The sequence below is a fragment of the Sphingomonas sp. genome (assembly GCF_050725575.1).
In the GTDB taxonomy this organism is placed as follows: domain Bacteria; phylum Pseudomonadota; class Alphaproteobacteria; order Sphingomonadales; family Sphingomonadaceae; genus Sphingomonas.
The window spans coordinates 1-17,792 of the sequence record NZ_JBOHHW010000011.1 but is presented as its reverse complement, the minus strand read 5'-3'; the positions used below and the strand labels follow the sequence as shown (position 1 = coordinate 17,792).

Below are 17,792 nucleotides of genomic sequence, written 5' to 3'. Positions count from 1 at the left end.
CATGTCAGCCCGCGCCTGCGCGCGGGCTGACGGTTTACGGTTTCATCCAGTCTTTATCATCGGTGAGCGGCGTTTCCGCCACCTTTGCCGCGCCGCTATTGTCGAAGGTGTGCGAGAAGAATTGCGAGCGGCGCTTTTTGCGCGGTGCGCGGCTGCGCATGACAAAATACACAATGGCGACGACCGCGGTCAGAATGACGATAATGAGTGCGAATTTCATGCGTTGCTCGATCCGATTAACCAATTGGTGGAGGCTGCGACCCGCATCGGCGTGTCCCATCCCCTCTCTAAGCGAAGCCAACGACGAACATTTTCAATTGCTTACTGCACCACACCATAAGGATAGCGCGTGTGGGAGAGCCATATCACGCCCTCTGTGCGATAACCATGATCGTATGATGACATCTTTGTCAGGTTTCGGGATACCCGCATGAACGATCCTGCCTCGATCCGCCGGCTCTATGGCCGCCGCCAGGGTCACAAACTGCGCCTTGGACAGGCGGCATTGGTCGAAGACACGCTTGCGGCATTGAGCGTACCGGAAGCGGGGCCGGTCGATGCGGCCACCCTGTTCGGCAGTGATCGCCCTCTCGCCTTCGAAATCGGCTTCGGCGCGGGTGAGCATCTCGCCGCGCAGGCCGAGGCGAATCCGGCAATGGGCTTTATCGGCTGCGAACCCTTCCTCAACGGCGTGGTCGGCGCGCTGGGTCATATCCGCGACCGCGCGCTGGACAATGTCCGGCTGCACATGGGCGACGCGCTGGAGGTGCTCGAGCGGCTCCCCGACGCAAGCCTCGACCGCCTGTTCCTCCTCCACCCCGATCCGTGGCGCAAGGCGCGGCACGCCAAGCGCCGCATGGTCAATCACGGGCCGCTCGACCTGATCGCCGCCAAGCTCAAGCCCGGCGCCGAGTTCCGCCTCGGCACCGACGACCCGACCTATTGCCGCTGGGCAATGATGGTGATGAACACGCGCCGCGATTTCGAGTGGCAGGCGAAACATCCACGCGACTTCCTCGAACGCCCCGCCGACTGGCCTGAGACCCGCTATGAGCGCAAGGCGCGCCGGCAGGGACACGAAGTCTGGTACTTCCGTTACGACCGCCTTTAGAGCGTCAGACACCCGACCAAATGCACGCGTGGCGGCTCAGCCAAGGGCAGGAGCATTGCGTCCGCAGCTCCGTGGTCATCCTGTTCCCCGACAATCAGAAAGAGCGTGCTGGTTTAAGTCCGGCACGGGATTCCATGCCAGCGTCGGTGCCATGGTTGAATCGCGCCGGCACCCTGGCTGAGGGGATGGCCCGCGGGAGATATGGGACACCGGTTGTGTCGTATCTTTTCACCGCCATTTCCGCATGGAATCATATAATTCATTTTTATATCAGATACTTATCCAGAAATTCCTACCCTTGCATCTTGGGCGCGGGACAGGCCGGAATTCCAGAACATCGAGCGACGCCGGATTGGCGCTGGATGATATGTTCTGCAACGCTCCGATCGCACCACAGGTGAAATTGCACCGACTCAGCGCGAAAACACTCGCGACTCGCCACCGGGACGCAAGAATCCGCCGCAACCTCCAACCAGGCCCAGGAGCCCCCATCCTCGCTGCAGGATTTCTCCGGAAACGCCGACCTGGACCTCCTGAACAGTCTTGAGCCCGCGCCGGCAGGCGCTGTTGGGACCTCGGAGGGCGCGTCGGTCGAGGAGCTGGTCGCGGCGCTGTGATCGAGTACGATTTCCGCCTAACCGACAGGAGCGGCCGCGGGCGTGAAGACCACCGGCAGCGTCTTCAGGGCGCGGGCCTCGCTCGCGGTGTAATCGGGCTGGAATCCGTCCTCGATCCGATAGTCGCCGATCCGGCGCAGCACGGTTTTCAGGCAGATGTCGATCATCACGCGCGCATAATGCCGGCCAATGCAGATATGCGCGCCGGTGCCGAAACTCATATGGTCGCGCGCGTCGCGGCTGATGATGCACTTGTCCGGCTCCGGGAATTTGGCCGGATCGCGGTTCGCAGCACCGTTGATCGCCAGCACGAAGCTGCCCTCCGGCACCAGGCCGCCATCGAGTTCGGTCTCCTTGCTGGTGGTGCGGCGCAAGGTCTGGATCGGCGTGGTGAAGCGCAGGAATTCCTCGATCGCTCCGGCCCATGGCACCTCGCCCGACAACAGGCGCGCCTTGTCCTCGGGATGCTCCCCAAGATGATAGAGTGAGCCGCTCATTGCCGAACTGGTCGAATCGAGCGCGCCGAACAAGGCCAGGATCAGCACCTGATAACCCTCGGTGTCGGTCAGCATGCGGCCGTCGAATTCTTCCTCGATCAGACATTGGAGAAGATCGTCGCGGCGCTCGGTCGCGGTGCGCCGTTCGGCGACAAGGTTGGTGAGATACGCCGCGATCTCGCCGTAGCGCTGGACCCAGCCGTCATGATCGTTGAGACGGTGATGCACCATCCACAACAGTTTCTCGGACAGCATCTGCCGGTCGCTGAGCGGTACGCCGAGCACCGGCAATGTGGTCATAGCGAGGAACGGCCGGGTCAGCTCGTTGACGAGATCGGCGTTGCCCCGCGCGGCGAATGCGTCGATCAGTTCATCGGCAAGCCCCTGGATGCGCGGGCGATCCGCCTCCGCCGCCTCCTGAGTGAAGAAGCGGTTGAGCACCCGGCGCCAGCGGGTGTGGCTCGGCGGATCGAGATCGACCGGCAACAAGCGGACAAGCTGGTCGGGCAACCCGGCCCCGTCCGCGGAAGAGAAGGTCTTGTATTCGGCAAAGACCCGCTTCACGCCTTCGTAGGTGGTCGGGAAATAGAAGCCGCCCAGTTCGTTGGAATGCCCGAGCGGGCATTTGCCGCGAACCGCCGCCAGGAAGCTATAGGGATCCTGTGCGATCTCCGGGCTGTGATGGTTATAGTCGGCCTCGGTATAGTTCGCGGTCATCCTGGCTCTCCTGTCACGCTTAACGCTGGCTGCTCGGGGTGAGGATGGTGATACCCTCCATCGCCGCCGTGACGTGAATCTGGCACGACAAGCGGCTGCGTTCATCCACATCAACGCCGAATTCGAGCATCTCCCGTTCATCGGCGGATGCTTCGCCAGTCACCGCGCGCCACTCGTCGGGGATGTGGACGTGACAGGTCGCACAAGCGAGCGCGCCGCCGCATTCTCCCTCGATCGCGACGACGCCGTTGCGCACCGCCGATTCCATCAAGCTGGCGCCTTCCGTGGCGTCCACCACGGTTTCGGCGCCCGCCACATCCTTGTACGTGACCCTGACCATCACTGCTCCCTTGCTGGCGTGTGATCGGCGGCAACGCGCCGCCGGTCACCATACTTGCCGTTCCCCGCCCCGATCGTCACCGGTTCTTGAAGCTGACCGTAACGCCCACGGTCCGCGGTGGCGCGAGGAACTGGATGTCGCCCAGCGCCTGCTCGGTACGGTTCAGATAATAATCCTTGTCGAACAGGTTGCGGACCCAGAACTGCACGCCGTAGCGCTTGTCGGGCGAGGTCCAGCCGATCGTCGTATTGACCACCGCATAGGCCGGGATGAACAGCCGGTTGGCGGCCGAGACGAACACCTTGTCGCGATAGGAGCCGGTGGCGTTCAGCCCGAACTCGCCGAAGCTGGTCGGGATGCGATAGTCGAGCGACAGATTGCCGCTGGTCCTTGGCGCATAGATCATGTCGTTGCCCGTCGCGTTCACGACCGTTTGCGGCCCGAGCAGCGGCGAAGAAGGCGTGAAGGTCGCGTTGGGGAAGTCGGTATATTTGCCGTCGAGCCAGCCAAAGCCCGCCGAGATGGTGAAATAACGCGAGGCCTTGATCGTCAGATCGGCATCGATGCCGTGCACCCGCGCCGCGGCGGCGTTGGTGGTCAGCACCGCACCGCCGCCGGTGATGTTGAAGACCTGGATATCTTTGTAGCTGTAGATGAACGCCGCGACATTGAAGCGGACCTTGTTGTCGAACAGCTGCATCTTCAGCCCGGCTTCGTACGAGTCCAGCACCTCGGGCCGATAGCCGGGGGTGCCGGGATTGATCATGTTGAAGCCACCGCTCTTGATACCGCGGTTGTACGAGAGATAGCCGAGAATATCCGACGAAAAATTGTGATCCAGCGCCGCACGCCAGGTCAGTTTCTTGATGCTTTGCGACTGCGGGCAATTGGTCGTGGCGCTGCCGCACAGCGGATTAGGGGGATGCGGGAATATCACGCCGCCGCTCGCGTTATAACCATCGGTGTCCTGCGTTTCATAGGTATAGCGCAGGCCGCCGGTCAGCTTGGTATCGTCGGTGACCGGAACGGTCGCCTGACCATAGGCCGAATAGGATCTGGTCTTTTGCGAGCCGAACGCGTCCACATTGGGCAGTCCACCGGCGGCGATCCCGGCGATCCGCAACGGCGTATAGGCGTATTTGGCGTCGAAGAAATAACCGCCGATCAACCAGTCGATCTTCGAGTCCTTCTTCGACAGCAGCTGGACTTCCTGCGAGAAACTCTCGGCGAACTGGTTGATCGTGGCCTGTACGAGCGGCAGCGGCGTCGCATCCTGGTCGAGATGGAATTCGCCTGTGACATGGCGATAGCCGGAGATGCTGACCAGTCGCGCGAAGTTCAGATCCTGATCGACCCGCAGCGAGAAGCCATAGACCTCATTATTGGCCGTGTTGCGGAAGTCGGTGTTGGTCTTGCGCTTCCCGGGATAGCCGGTGACGCCGTCTATGCCGATAACGCCCTGAGCGAGCTGATAATCGGCGCCGGTCGAGCGCAGCCGGCTATAATCGCCGGTCAGCCGGATCTCGGTGTTGGACCCCGGGGTCCAAAGGATTTTCGACCGAACGGCGACCTGGTTGTGGAGGAAGATATCCGCATTGCGGTTGATGTCCTTGCCATAACCATTGCCGTTGCGATCGAGGCTGAAGGCGATATCCGCCGCCAGATTACTGCCAAGCCCGCTCGACAGATAGGCCTGGGCCTCAAGCGTGTCGAAGCTGCCATAGCCGACACTGGCATCGACCAGGGGCCGCTGCGTCGGATCACGGGTGATGATCTGAATCACGCCGCCAGTGGCGTTGCGGCCGAACAAGGTGCCTTGCGGGCCCTTGAGCACCTCGATCCGCTCGACATTGTTGAACTTGAAGATGTTGCCGGTGACCGACGGGATATAAACGCCGTCGATATAGGTCGCGACCGACGCTTCGTCGTTCGGGTTGGACTGATTGGAGCCGACACCGCGCAGGAACGGCGTCGCCGACACGCCATTCTCGGTGAGAGTCAGGTTCGGCACCGCCGTATCGAGATTGAGCGAACTCGTTACCTGACGCGACGCGAGATCGTCCGCCGTGACGGCCGTCACCGCGATCGGCACTTTCTGCAGCGATTGCGAGGTGCGCTGCGCGGTGACGACGATATCGGCCAGCCCCTCGGATCCGGCAGCGGCCTGCTGATCGGCGTTCTGATCGTCTGGTCCCGCGGGCGCCGATTGCGCCTGGCACGGCGAGGCGAAGCACAAACCCAGCGATACACCACCGAGTAACAAGGCACGAGTTCTCATCTCATCCTCCCCAATCATGGGCGGGAGCCTGCTTCTGTGAGCCAACCCTCCGCCGCCGCGCATCGAGTCCAGCGGAGCATAAGCCCGTATTGAACCAAACACTGTTAGTTGCTTATCCTTTAAATTGCCGCTGCGCAATGTCTGAGTTGCAATGAATCGGAACACGCCATCAGAATCGTGGATGGGCTGCAATTGCGTTCGCGCCTGCGCAATCTACAAGAATAGGCTGTTCTGGATGCTCGCGCGGACTCGCTTGCCCAGTTTATGAAACATCGTTAGGAAGAAGAACACGAACGCGGCCAATGTAGAAAGCCGCACGGGTCAGGAGATGTGATGATTGTGGACGATCAAACGCTCGATCGTGTTCGGCGCGGACGCTTCCTGATTGACGGCGAATGGGTCGAACCGGGCGCTCGCGCGACTTTCGATATCGTCACGCCATCCGACGAAACCGTCTTCGCCACCGTCCCTTTTGCCACGGCCGCCGACATCGAGAGCGCCGTCGCTGCGGCACGGCGCGCCTTCGACCATGGCCCATGGCCACATCTGTCGCATCGCGAGCGCGGCGCTTTCCTGCTGAAGCTGGCCGATGCGATCGACGCGAAGTCGGCGATCTTCAGCCGGATCTGGTCTTCTGAAGTGGGCGGGCTGATCGGCCATGCCGGCTATATGACGCTCTCGGCAACGGCGTTGCTGCGCGACTATGCGCGGCTCGCCGGCGATTTTCCCTTTGTCGAACGCCACACGCCGACCGCCGGCGGAACCGTCGGCATGCTGATCCATGAGCCGGTCGGCGTGGTCGCCGCGATCATCCCGTGGAACGCGCCGCTGCTGATGCTTGCGGCCAAGCTCGGCCCGGCCTTGCTCGCAGGCTGTACGGCCGTGGTGAAGATGTCGCCCGAGGCACCGCTCGAGGCGGTGCTGCTCGGCGAGATCGCGATGGAGCTCGGCCTGCCTCCCGGCGTGCTCAATATCCTGATGGCCGACCGTGCCGAATCCGAGTTGCTGGTCCGCAATGAAGGTGTCGACAAGGTCAGCTTCACCGGGTCCAGTGCGGTCGGTCAGCGAGTCGCCTCAATCTGCGGCGGGCGCATGGCGCGCGCGACGCTGGAACTGGGCGGCAAGTCCGCCGCGGTGGTGCTCGACGATTCGCCGCTCGATCTGGTGGTGGATGCTATCGCGCCGCAAGTCAGCATGCTCGGGATGCAATTCTGTTCGGCGCTGAGCCGCGTCATCGTCACGCGCGACCGCCATGATGCGCTGCTTGAGGGGATCGCATCGGCGATGGGCAAGGTGCGGGTCGGCGACCCGTTCGATCCGGCCAGCGAAATGGGCCCAATGTCGATGAAGCGCCAGCTTGACCGTGTCGAGGATTATATCGCCAGCGGCAAGGCCGATGGCCTGACGCTCGCTACCGGTGGCGCCCGTCCGCCGGGCCTCAATCGCGGCTTCTATATCGAGCCGACCCTGTTCGGCGACGTGCCCAATAGCGCGCGGATCGCGCGCGAGGAGATTTTCGGGCCAGTGATCTGCGTAATCCCCGCGCGCGACGAGGAGGAAGCGATCGCATTCGCCAATGACAGCGATTTCGGCCTCAACAGCTCGGTCTTCACCGCCGACACCGACCGCGCGATGCAAGTCGCGCGACGGATGCGCGCCGGTACCGTCGGCCATAACGCCTTTCGCAGCGACTTCGGCATCGCCTTTGGCGGCTATAAACGCTCCGGCATCGGGCGCGAAGGCGGACGGCTTGGCCTGATGCCCTATCTCGAAAGCAAGACCGTGATCATGGACGAAGAGCCATCATCGGTGCTCGCATGAGCCGCCTGGGGGGATTGATGAACCGGACCCGACCCGGCCTCGCTATCGGCCTCGCCTTGTTCGCTGCGGCGTGCGGCAGCCAGACGCCGGGCACCGTCGCGCCCGACGAATGGCCCTTTTACGGCCGCGACCAACAGGAGCAGCGCTTCAGTCCAATCGACCAGATCAACCGCTCGACCGTCACCAAGCTCGGCCTCGCATGGTCGCAGGAAGTGGAGAGCGACCGCGGCCAGGAAGCGACGCCGCTCATGGCCGACGGGGTGGTTTATGTCAGCACCGCCTGGTCGCTGGTCTATGCCTTCGACGCCGCGACCGGCAAGCAGTTATGGTCGTTCGATCCGCAGACCGACCGGTCCTCGCTGGTCAAGGCATGTTGCGACGCCGTCAATCGCGGCGTCGCGCTGGCGGGCGGCAAGGTCTTTGTCGGCACGCTCGATGGCCGTCTCATCGCGATCAATGCCAAGACCGGCAAGCAAATCTGGTCCGCCAACACGCTGGAAGGCGCGCCGGCGATCATGAAATATACCATCACGGGCGCACCGCGCATCGCCCGGAACAAGGTCCTGATCGGCAATGGCGGCGCGGACATGGGCGCGCGCGGTTTCGTCACCGCCTATGACACCGATACCGGCCGTCTCGCCTGGCGTTTCTACACCACGCCCAATCCGGCCGGAAAGCCGGACGGCGCCGCCTCCGACGAGGCGTTGAAGGCCAAGGCGCAAGGCACTTGGGGCGACGGCGAATGGCGCAACAGCGGTGGCGGCGGCACGGCATGGGATGCGATCACCTACGATCCCGATTCTGGCCTCGTCTATATCGGCACGGGCAATGGCGGACCGTTCGACTATGCCATCCGCTCGGGCAGCAAGGGCGACAATCTGTTCCTGTCCTCGATCGTCGCGGTCGATCCCGATACTGGGAAATATCGCTGGCACTATCAGACGACGCCGCAGGATTCGTGGGATTATACCGCCACGCAGCAGATGATCTCGGCCCGGCTGAAGATCGGCGGCCAGGATCGCGACGTGTTGATGCAGGCGCCGAAGAACGGCTATTTCTATGTTCTCGACCGCACCAGCGGCGCGCTGCTGTCGGCCAAGCCATTCGCGCCGGTGACCTGGTCGAGCGGCATCGACATGAAGACCGGGCGGCCAATGCTGAACCCTGGCGTCCATTACGACAAAGCGCCGAGCGTTCAGCAGCCCGGCCCGTTCGGCGCGCATTCGTGGCAAGCCATGTCATTCAGCCCGCGCACCGGCCTCGTCTATATTCCTGTGCAATTGACCACCGGCGTCTATCAGCGCGACGACAAGTTCAAATACCGCTCGATCGGCCAGGCCGCCGGCCTGAAGCCCGCCGAATTCCCTGAGGATCAGGTCGCAGCCGCGCGCAAGGCGTCCAGTGGGCAGCTGCTCGCCTGGGACCCGGTCAACCAGAAAGCGGCGTGGTCGATCCCGAAACGCTGGTTCGTCAATGGCGGCACGCTGGTGACGGCGGGCGATCTCGTCTTCCAGGGCGATATCGACGGATTCCTCACCGCCTATGACGCCTATAAGGGCAACAAGCTCTGGTCGGTGAATGTCGGCACGAGCATCATTGCGCCGCCCATCACCTACCGGGTGAATGGCGAGCAATATGTCGCCGTGATGTCCGGCTTTGGCGGTGCGGGCGGGCTGATCGGCAAGCTGGTGCCGGAACATCCCCGTCGCAATGGCCGGTTGCTGGTGTTCAAGCTTGGCGGCACCGCGCCGCTCGAAAAGATCACCGATCCGGTGCCGCCGCCGATTGATGTCGCAGGCGTCACCTCGACCGGTGATATCGAGGCGGGCATTCTCGAATTCTCGCGGACCTGTTCGGGTTGCCACGGGGCGAATGCGTCCAATCCCTATATCGCCGACCTGCGCCGTTCTGCGGCCTTGCGCGATGCCAGGCTGTGGCAATCGATCGTGATCGACGGGGCGCTGAAGGATCAGGGCATGGTCAGCTTCAAGCCGATCCTGACCCCGGCCGAGGCGGAGAATATCCGCGCCTATGTCCTGCGCGAGGCACGCCGGGGCGCCGCCGCGGCAAAGGCGCCGCCCGCGGCCCCGGCTAAAGGCGGCTGATCCGGCCTCAGGCGACCCGGTCGGGCGGCGGATACCCGGCGAGCCAGGCGTCGAGATTGGCAAGCGCGCGCATCCCCATCGCGGTTCGCGCTTCATGCGTCGCGCTACCCAGATGCGGCAGCGCGACCAGATTGGGTGCGGCCAGTAAGGCCGGCGAGACGGCCGGCTCGCCCGCAAAGACGTCAAGCGCGGCACCGGCGATCATGCCGCGATGGAGCGCCTGTACCAACGCCGCCTCATCGATCACGCTGCCCCGCGCGGTGTTGATCAGGAAAGCGCCGGACCGCATCCGCGCGAGTTCGGCAGCGCCGATCATGTGTTCAGTGTCGCGCCCACCGGGCACGTGCAGCGATACGAAATCGGACTTGGCCAGCAACGCGCCGAGATCGGGTTCGAACCGCGCGTCCAGCGCCTGCTCGACCGCGCGATCGGCGCGGGTGCGAGCGTGATAGGCAATCCGCAACCCGAGCCCGCGCGCCTTGTGCGCGGTGGCCTGGGCAATACGGCCAAAGCCGATGAGGCCGATCGTCTTGCCCGATACCTGCGTGCCGATCATGTGCGTCGGCCGCCAGCCGGACCAGTCCCCGGCGCGCACTTCGCGCTCGCCCTCTCCGCCACGGCGCGCGACCATCAACATCAGCAGGATCGCCAGCTCAGCGGTCGACTCGGTCAGCACATCGGGTGTGTTGGTGACGACAATGCCAAGCCGCCGGCACGCCTCGAGATCGATATGGTCAGTCCCCGCGCCATAATTGCACAGCAGCCCGACCGCGCGGTCGGGCAGATCCAGTACCTCGGCGGTGATGCGATCCGACACGGTCGGGCAGATCACGTCGAAACGGCATGCGGCAAGCGCAAGCGCTGCTGCGGCCATCGGCGCATCGTTCACGTTCAGCACCGCAGCAAATCGATCCGCAAGCAGCACCTCGACACTGGCGGGCCATTTTCGGGTAACGAGAACGGAGGCGGTCATGACATTTTCCGGGCAATGGAGACGGGATGGAACAGCAACCGATGGCGGAAGAGGAGACACAGGTCCTGCGCGCATTGTTTGCCGAGGAACAGATCCCCGCCGCCGGCGATGATCTGCAGCGCGCCTATGGCACGATCGCCGGCTGGATCATCGCGCGCCGCGAAGCCGCTGACCGCCCCCTGCTCGTCGGCATTTGCGGCGCTCAAGGCAGCGGGAAATCCACGCTCGCGCTGGGACTGGCGCGGCTGATCGAGCATCGCACAGAGTTGAAGGTGGCGGCATTGTCGATCGACGATTTTTATCTGCCGCACGCCGCGCGGCAAGCCCTGGCGCACACGGTGCATCCGCTGTTCGCTACCCGCGGCGTACCGGGAACTCATGATGTCGCGCTGGCCGAACGCACGATCCGGCGTCTTGCGACGGCGGCGTCCGATGCGAAGACTCCCCTGCCCCGTTTCGACAAGGCCAGCGACGATGTCGAACCGCAACCCGTCTGGCCGGTATTCCACGGCCGCGCCGATATCATATTGTTCGAGGGCTGGTGTGTTGGCGCTCGGCCAGAGACCGCTGCAGCACTCGTGTCGCCAATCAACATGCTGGAGCGCGACGAAGACCCCGACGGAATCTGGCGCCGCGCAGTGAATACGGCATTGGCGGAGCAATACCATGCCTTGTTCGGGCATCTCGACCTGCTGCTGATGATCGCCGCGCCATCGTTCGACACGGTCTTTGCCTGGCGCGGTGAGCAGGAACGAAAACTGGCCGCACGCGCGCGCGCCGCCGGCAAGCAGACCGATGCGATCATGGACGATACTGCGCTCAGGCGTTTCATCAGCCATTACGAACGCCTCACGCGCCACATCCTCGCCGACATGCCCATGCGCGCCGATGGCGTGATGACGCTCGACGATCAGCGCGGGGTCGAGGCGCTGCGATTGGGATAAGCCATGCCTCAATAGGCGATCGAGAACCGCGCCCGGCTATGCCTGGGCTGCTCCAGCTCATCGACCAGTGCCTTGGCCAGATCTTCGTACGAAATGCTGCTGTCCCCGCGATCGTCGCGCATCAACTCGCCGCCGCCCAGCCGATAAGCCCCGGTGCGTTCGCCGGGAACGAAGCTCACAGCCGGCGACAGAAAAGTCCAGTCCGCATCGCTGCCGCGCAGCGCATCGAGAAAGTCGCGACCGGCCGATACCTCCGGCCGAAACGCTTCGGGAAAATCCGGCGTGTCGAGCAATTGCACGCCCGGCGCGACCAACAATGTTCCAGCACCACCAACCACCAGGATTCGCGCCACCCCCGCCGCGCGCATGGCGCGCAGGATTGCAGCCGCATCGGTCGACACGAACCGCCCCGACACCATCAGCGCATCATTGCCGCGGATCGCCGCCGCAAGCGCGTCGACGTCATTGGCGTCGGCAAGGACGAACGGCACGCCAGAGTCATCGGCGGGCGGGTTGCGCGCAATTCCGACCACCTGATGACCGCGACCGAGCAACTCGGCGACCAGCCGCCGGCCGACCTTGCCGCCAGCACCGATCAGCGCGACCTTCATCGCCGCGCCGCGGCAAGCTTGAAGATGTTGTTGCGCTGCACCGCCGAGGAGCCTCCGATGATCGGCATCAGCAGCGCCTCGCGAACATAGCGCTCGGCATCGAAATCCTTGACGTAGCCATAGGCGCCAAGGATCGTCTGGCATTCCAGCGCGACCGATTTCGACACTTCGGTGGCGAACAGCTTGGCCATCGAGGTTTCCTGCGCGCAGGGCCGCCGCTCATTGGCCAGCCATGCCGCCTGATAGAGGACCAGTCGGGCGGCATGGACCTGAGTATGCATCTCGGCGAGCTTGTGCTGGATCGACTGGAAATCGCCGATCGCCCGACCGAACTGGCGGCGCTCCATCGCATAGGCCCAGGCATCATCGAGCGCGGCGCGCGCAATGCCGATGCCGATCGCGGCAACCTCCAGCTTCTCGACATCGAGCCCGGGACCGACCAGCATCCGCCAGCCATGATTCCAGGCCGCCTCGCCGCCGACCAGATTGGCAACCGGCACCTCGACATTGTCGAAGCTGACATCAGTGGTCGCCGCCCCCTTCATGCCCATCGACTCGATCTTGGTGATGGTCACGCCCGGTACATCGGGCGGCACCAGCACGAAGGACAGGTTGCGATGCCGCGCCTCGGCCGGCCCGGTGCGCACCAGCGTATAGATATAATCGGCGATCCCGGCGCCCGAACAGAAACGCTTGGCGCCGTTGATGCGCAGCATCTCGCCGTCGCGCTCGGCACGCGTCGTCACGCTGGCGAGGTCGGCGCCGGCATCGGGCTCGGTCAGGCCATAGGCAAACAGCAGGTCGCCCGAGACGATCTTCGGCAGCAGGTCGCGCTTCTGCTCCTCTGTCCCGCATTCCTCGATATTCATGCCGGCATAACAGGCAGCCATGATATAGGGCACCGAGACGGCAAGGCTGCGCCGCGACAATTCCTCGATCACCACCATGGTCGCGACGATGTCGCGGCCGAGGCCACCATACTCCTCCGGGATGGTCAGCCCGAGCACGCCAAGATCGGCAAGCTTGCGGTGCACCTCGCGTGGGAAGTGATTGCGCGCATCCCAGTCCTGCGCCGCGCTGCGCGGCATTTCGCGCTCGACGAACTTCTCGAGCGAGTCGCGCAGCGCGACGACAATCTCGCTTTCGTCGAAATTCATGTCCCGGCCCGCGCGAACACCGGCGGGCGCTTCTCGGCAAAGGCGCGCACCGCTTCCTGATGGTCGGGCGTCACATTGGAGAGCGCTTCATAGGCGAGCGACGCATCCATGATCGACGTGGCGAGATCGCGCAGGCCGATATTGACCGACATCTTGGTCCAGCGGATCGCCTTGGTCGCGCCAGCGACGAGCCGATCGGCAAAGGCGTCCACCCGCGCATCCAGCTCGTCGGCCGGCACGACATGGTTGATCAGGCCCATTCCCGCCGCCTGCGTCGCGGTCATCAGGTCACCGGTCAGCAGATATTCCTTGGCCCGCGCATAGCCGATCAGCTGCGGCCAGATCACCGCGCCGCCGTCACCCGCGACAAACCCCACACTGACATGCGGATCGCCGATCTTTGCGTGTTCGGCGGCGAAGATCACGTCGCAGAACAGCGCGATCGTCGCGCCAAGGCCGGTCGCATGGCCATTGAGCTTGGCAATGACCGGCTTTTCGCAATCGATCAGGCCGAACACGATCTGCTTCGCTTCGCGGCAGGTCTGTTCGAACGCCTGCGGCTCATCGATCGCATCCTGCATCCAACGGATATCGCCACCGGCCGAAAAGGCCCGCCCGGCACCAGTCAGTACCACCACATCGCTGTCAGGGTCGTTCGAAACCTCAACGAACACGCGCGCCAGTTCGGTGTGCAGTTCGGCATTGGCTGCGTTGAGCGTCTCGGGCCGGTTGAGGATGACCTCCAGCACACGGCCACGGCGGTTGAACAGGATGTTCTGATAATCGTCGAAAAAAGCCATCTGCTTGCCCCCTCGCTCAGGCCGCGACGCGTGTGTTGGCGAGCACGGTGTCGTTGACCAGGTCGCGCTCGGCCAGCCAGGTCGAGATGATGCCGACCGCTTCGCCAAGGTGCGATTTGCCTTCGGCGCCGGTGAAATAGTGGTTGGCATGGTCGATCGTGACCTTGCACTTGTCGGCCGATCCCATCGCCGCGAACATCGCATCGGTATGTTCGGGCGGGCAGGCATCGTCGGCGCCGGCAGTCATCACCATGCCCGGCACGGTGATCCGCGGGCCGGCATCGACCGAATCGAACTGCGCATGGTCATAGCTCCATTGCGACAGCCAGCCGCGCAGCGAGTTGAACCGGCCGAGCGCGGAGGCGCTGTCATTGACCACGCGCGGATCGCCCAGATAGGTCCAATTGGGCCGGCGCTGATTGGGGTCGACGCTCGGGTCGATCCAGCGCGGATCGGCCATGGTGCGGTGAACGACGAAGCAATATTCGTCATGCTCGCCGCCCTTGGCCTTCAATTCAGCCAGCCTGGCCCTGGCCCAGTCGCTGATCCTGCGGTTGCGCGCGATCTGCGCTGCACGATAGGTAGTGATGAAATCGGCCGAATAGGGCGGCTGCGCCGGATTGGCCGGATCATAGATATCGAGCGCCGCATCACGCTGGCCAGGGTTCCTCTCATCGAGCACCGAAGGATCGATCTGCCCGGTCAGCAGCTTGTGGCGGCTGCGGTGCGAGGCGACCAGCATCAGCGCATCGCCGGGAATCAATCCCGCCCCGGCAAGCGGCGTTTCCTCGCCCGATGCGGTCAGTTGTACGACCGGCTTCTCGGCCTCGGCCTGATAGCCCGCCATCAGCGATCCGCCGCCGCTCCAGCCGAGCAGCACCAGCTTCTTGTAGCCAAGCCGCTCGCGCGCATCCTTGATGCACGCGCCGAGATCGAGAACGACATTCTCCATCTCCAGCGCCGCATCGCCATTCGAATAGCGCGACGCGCAAGCGACGATGTGATGGCCGGCGCGGGCAAGCTGCGCGAACACCGGCAGATAGGCCGGCGCGCCGATCGGATGCATCACCACCAGCGCGGTGTCGGACGGAGTGGGCCCGCGCATCAATTGCGCCTGGAGCACGACCGCATCATCGATCGCGCCATAGACATCCTTGCGGACGCGGTCCTCGCGGTGAACGATCAGATAGGGCGTGCGGGTGTAGCGGACGGGCTCAGCCATCATGGACTCCTTGGTATTGCTAGACCGACTTGCTGCCGCCGAACTGAATGCGCAGCGCGGGCTTGGCGATCTTGCCGGTGACATTGCGGGGGAAGGAATCGACCAGCGCGAGATGCTTGGGATGCTTGTAACGGGCGAGCTTGCCCTCGCAGGTCGCGCACAACGCTTCGAGCGTGACTTCATGCCCCGGGGTTGCGACCACCACCGCCAGCCCGACTTCGCCCCAGCGGCTGTCGGGAACACCGATCACCGCGCATTCGGCGACCGCGGGATTGGTGACCAATACGCCTTCGACCTCAGCCGAGAAGACATTCTCGCCGCCCGATTTGTACATGTCCTTGACCCGGTCGACGACGTAGAAGAATCCTTCCTCATCCTCCCACAGGACGTCGCCGGTGCGGTGCCAGCCCTCGGGCCGGACGATCTCCGCCTCGGCGCCGAGATAGCCGATGGTGACGCCAGGGCCACGCACCCACACCTCGCCCGGCGTGCCGCGCTCGACATCCTTACCCTCGTCATCGACCACCCGGGCATCGATATGGAGCGATTTCTGCCCGCACGATCCGGCCATGATCTTGTCGAGCCGATCGGGATTCATCGACGTCACCGGCCCGGTTTCAGTGCCGCCATATTGCGGGACGAACCGGGCGCCCTTGGGCTCATAGGCGGCACGCAGCCGTTCCGACACGCGCCCGCCACCGCAGATGAAGCGACGCAGGGTCGAGAAATCGGCAGCAGCGAATTCCGCACTGTCGGCCATCATCTGGTACATCACCGGGGGCAGACAGAGATGCGTCACCGCGTTTGCCGGGTCGCCGCAAAATGCCGTGGTCGCCGCCGGGTCGAAGCGCGATGCGACCGTCACCTGTCCGCCGAAGTAAAGCACCGGGTTGCTTGCGGTATTGAGCCCGCCGAAATGGAACAGCGGCATCGGCTGGAACAAATGCCCGCCGGGTTCAGCCGTGGCGCAGAACTGCACTTGCTGCAGCGAGTGGCAGACCATGCCGCCCAGCGTGACGATCGCCGCCTTGGGCGTTCCGGTGGTGCCCGAAGTGTAGAGGATCTGAAGCGGTGCATCGCTGTCGATCTCGCCATTCTCCGGCATATAGCCCTGCGGATCGAGCAACTGGTCGAGATCGCCGCCCGGCCCCCAATCGAGAATATGGGGAATGCCGGTGTCGGCCGCGACCTCGCGCGCCAGCGCGCCCCATACTTTGTCGGTCAGCATGATTTGGGGCCGCATCTCGCGACACGCCCGGCCAAGCTCGACCGCAGTATGGCGAAAATTGAGCGGCACCCAGACCAGGCCGGCGCGTGCACAGGCGAATTGCAGTTCGAAATGGCGCAAGTCGCCATCCGAGATATTGGCGATACGGTCACCGCGCTCGAGCCCGAGGACATGGCGCAACGCATGGGCGATCCGGCCGACGCGTAGATCCAGTTCCGCCCAGGTGCGGGTTTCGCCGGAGTCGAAATTACTGAGCGCGGGGGCGTGGGGCTGCGTCCGGGCGTAATTCCCAACCCAATCCGCCGCGGCGTATTTCATGCGACACCCTCCAAATTTGAGCGGACCTCGCCGCTTCGATCTTGCTTTGTGATATGTTGCCTAACACTGATTGTTTTTTAGTGCAATCGCGCCAATGCCCGGCGTTCGAAAATGATCGCTCCGCAGCGAAAGGGCCGCTATGGCCGGACAAGGAGAAACCAACGTTTCGGAGAGCTGGCGCCCATGGGCCGTCCTAAGAAAGCACTTATTTCGCGGCGCAAGACACTGGAAGTCGCGCTGCGTATCATTGACGAGGAAGGGCTCGAAGCGTTGAGCATCCGCCGTTTGGGCGATCAACTCAATGTCCGCGGCATTTCGCTCTATCATCACTTCCGCAGCAAGGAGCACATCCTGGTCGGCGCGTGCGAATTGGCGCTCAATGACGTGCGCACGCCGAACACATCGAACATCGACTGGCGCGAATGGCTGGTGCGCAACGCAACCGAATATTGGAAGGCATTGCGCGCGCATCCCAACCTCATCCCGATTCTGATGCGCCGCCATCCGCTGCGCATCGGCCTGTCCGAACATAATGCCACGGCCGGGTTGCTTGCGGTACAGGGCGTGCCGCCAGGGGCTATCATGCCGCTGCTCGAAGGGCTGGAATCGCTGGCGCTTGGCTGTGCCGCCTATGAATCGGCGGTCGCCTCCGACACCGGAACCGACAACTGGCAGGAGCAGAATCCGTTTCTGTACCGAGTCAGCGTCAATGCCGGCATTCCGCGGGCCAATGCCTTCCGGGCAATGGCGAATGCCGTGGTCGGCGCGATTCTCGATGAATATGAGAATCCGTCGGAACCGTTTGCGGAGGACGCGGACGGGCTTGGTCAATCGACCTGATCCGCCGATAATGTCTCGGTCTTACCGGGACTGGAAAGTGGCATGCCTGACCACCCAGGCGCGATCGACAGTCGACCGGGGGCTGGTGCGATGCGAGTCGCGGTCATCATCCGGTTCGATTTTCCGCTGTTGTCCGGAATAAAAAAAGCCACCCCTGTTATGTTGGATTTCGAGTGTCGATTTCCGGCCTGTTCCCAATGCGTTGGGAGCCCC

16 protein-coding genes are annotated in these 17,792 nt (G+C 63.7%); 5 read left to right on the top strand and 11 right to left on the bottom strand.

What is annotated here, in order from left to right; translation table 11 throughout:
• Positions 1-34: 34 nt before the first annotated feature.
• Positions 35-280: a hypothetical protein gene (locus tag ACRECS_RS09770; RefSeq protein ID WP_431582772.1), complete on the bottom strand. Its 246-nt coding sequence runs from the start codon at positions 278-280 to the stop codon at positions 35-37.
• A gap of 150 nt (positions 281-430) precedes the next feature.
• Between ACRECS_RS09770 and trmB the strand changes: the two genes are divergently transcribed.
• A complete protein-coding gene (gene trmB, locus ACRECS_RS09765) occupies positions 431-1,111 on the top strand; it encodes a tRNA (guanine(46)-N(7))-methyltransferase TrmB (protein WP_431582771.1) in 681 nt (226 codons plus the stop codon).
• A 634-nt stretch (positions 1,112-1,745) separates the two neighbouring features.
• On the opposite strand, the gene ACRECS_RS09760 is transcribed toward trmB, so the two are convergent.
• From ACRECS_RS09760 to ACRECS_RS09750, 3 genes are all read right to left on the bottom strand, one after another.
• Positions 1,746-2,942: a cytochrome P450 gene (locus ACRECS_RS09760; RefSeq protein WP_431582770.1), complete on the bottom strand. Its 1,197-nt coding sequence runs from the start codon at positions 2,940-2,942 to the stop codon at positions 1,746-1,748.
• A 19-nt stretch (positions 2,943-2,961) separates the two neighbouring features.
• Positions 2,962-3,282, bottom strand: coding sequence for a 2Fe-2S iron-sulfur cluster-binding protein (locus ACRECS_RS09755; protein ID WP_431582769.1), 321 nt, complete (start codon positions 3,280-3,282; stop codon positions 2,962-2,964).
• 76 nt (positions 3,283-3,358) lie between these two features.
• Positions 3,359-5,560: a TonB-dependent receptor gene (locus ACRECS_RS09750; protein ID WP_431582768.1), complete on the bottom strand. Its 2,202-nt coding sequence runs from the start codon at positions 5,558-5,560 to the stop codon at positions 3,359-3,361.
• 333 nt (positions 5,561-5,893) lie between these two features.
• On the opposite strand from ACRECS_RS09750, the gene ACRECS_RS09745 reads away from it, so the two are divergent.
• A complete protein-coding gene (locus ACRECS_RS09745; RefSeq protein WP_431582767.1) occupies positions 5,894-7,381 on the top strand; it encodes an aldehyde dehydrogenase in 1,488 nt (495 codons plus the stop codon).
• 17 nt (positions 7,382-7,398) lie between these two features.
• On the top strand, positions 7,399-9,486 hold the full coding sequence (locus tag ACRECS_RS09740) for a PQQ-dependent dehydrogenase, methanol/ethanol family (RefSeq protein WP_431582766.1): 2,088 nt from the start codon (positions 7,399-7,401) through the stop codon (positions 9,484-9,486).
• A 7-nt stretch (positions 9,487-9,493) separates the two neighbouring features.
• On the opposite strand, the gene ACRECS_RS09735 is transcribed toward ACRECS_RS09740, so the two are convergent.
• Entirely contained in the window at positions 9,494-10,459 is a 966-nt protein-coding gene (locus tag ACRECS_RS09735) for a 2-hydroxyacid dehydrogenase (RefSeq protein ID WP_431582765.1), read from the bottom strand.
• 26 nt (positions 10,460-10,485) lie between these two features.
• Here ACRECS_RS09735 and ACRECS_RS09730 point away from each other — a divergent pair, with 26 nt between their 5' ends.
• The gene (locus ACRECS_RS09730; RefSeq protein WP_431582764.1) at positions 10,486-11,403 is read left to right on the top strand and encodes a kinase; all 918 of its coding nucleotides are present in this window, start codon (positions 10,486-10,488) and stop codon (positions 11,401-11,403) included.
• Positions 11,404-11,411: 8 nt separating this feature from the next.
• On the opposite strand, the gene ACRECS_RS09725 is transcribed toward ACRECS_RS09730, so the two are convergent.
• Genes ACRECS_RS09725 through ACRECS_RS09705 form a run of 5 tightly spaced genes read right to left on the bottom strand, consistent with a single transcriptional unit; the run spans position 11,412 to position 16,739 of the window.
• Positions 11,412-12,014 carry an NAD(P)-dependent oxidoreductase gene (locus ACRECS_RS09725; protein WP_431582763.1) on the bottom strand — a complete coding sequence of 201 codons (603 nt, stop codon included), beginning with the start codon at positions 12,012-12,014 and terminating at the stop codon, positions 11,412-11,414.
• Complete coding sequence (locus ACRECS_RS09720; RefSeq protein ID WP_431582762.1) at positions 12,011-13,171, bottom strand: acyl-CoA dehydrogenase family protein; 1,161 nt, start codon at positions 13,169-13,171, stop codon at positions 12,011-12,013. The genes ACRECS_RS09725 and ACRECS_RS09720 overlap by 4 nt, the downstream gene beginning before the upstream one ends.
• Positions 13,168-13,971: an enoyl-CoA hydratase/isomerase family protein gene (locus tag ACRECS_RS09715; protein ID WP_431582761.1), complete on the bottom strand. Its 804-nt coding sequence runs from the start codon at positions 13,969-13,971 to the stop codon at positions 13,168-13,170. The genes ACRECS_RS09720 and ACRECS_RS09715 overlap by 4 nt, the downstream gene beginning before the upstream one ends.
• A gap of 16 nt (positions 13,972-13,987) precedes the next feature.
• Complete coding sequence (locus tag ACRECS_RS09710; protein ID WP_431582760.1) at positions 13,988-15,193, bottom strand: alpha/beta hydrolase; 1,206 nt, start codon at positions 15,191-15,193, stop codon at positions 13,988-13,990.
• Between the two features lie 19 nt (positions 15,194-15,212).
• The gene (locus ACRECS_RS09705) at positions 15,213-16,739 is read right to left on the bottom strand and encodes an AMP-binding protein (protein WP_431582759.1); all 1,527 of its coding nucleotides are present in this window, start codon (positions 16,737-16,739) and stop codon (positions 15,213-15,215) included.
• A gap of 183 nt (positions 16,740-16,922) precedes the next feature.
• Here ACRECS_RS09705 and ACRECS_RS09700 point away from each other — a divergent pair, with 183 nt between their 5' ends.
• Positions 16,923-17,579 (top strand): TetR/AcrR family transcriptional regulator, encoded by a 657-nt coding sequence (locus ACRECS_RS09700; protein WP_431582758.1) that lies wholly within the window; start codon positions 16,923-16,925, stop codon positions 17,577-17,579.
• On the opposite strand, the gene ACRECS_RS09695 is transcribed toward ACRECS_RS09700, so the two are convergent.
• A partial coding sequence (locus ACRECS_RS09695; RefSeq protein WP_431582757.1) for a hypothetical protein occupies positions 17,567-17,792 on the bottom strand: 226 nt, incomplete at its 5' end. The genes ACRECS_RS09700 and ACRECS_RS09695 overlap by 13 nt on opposite strands.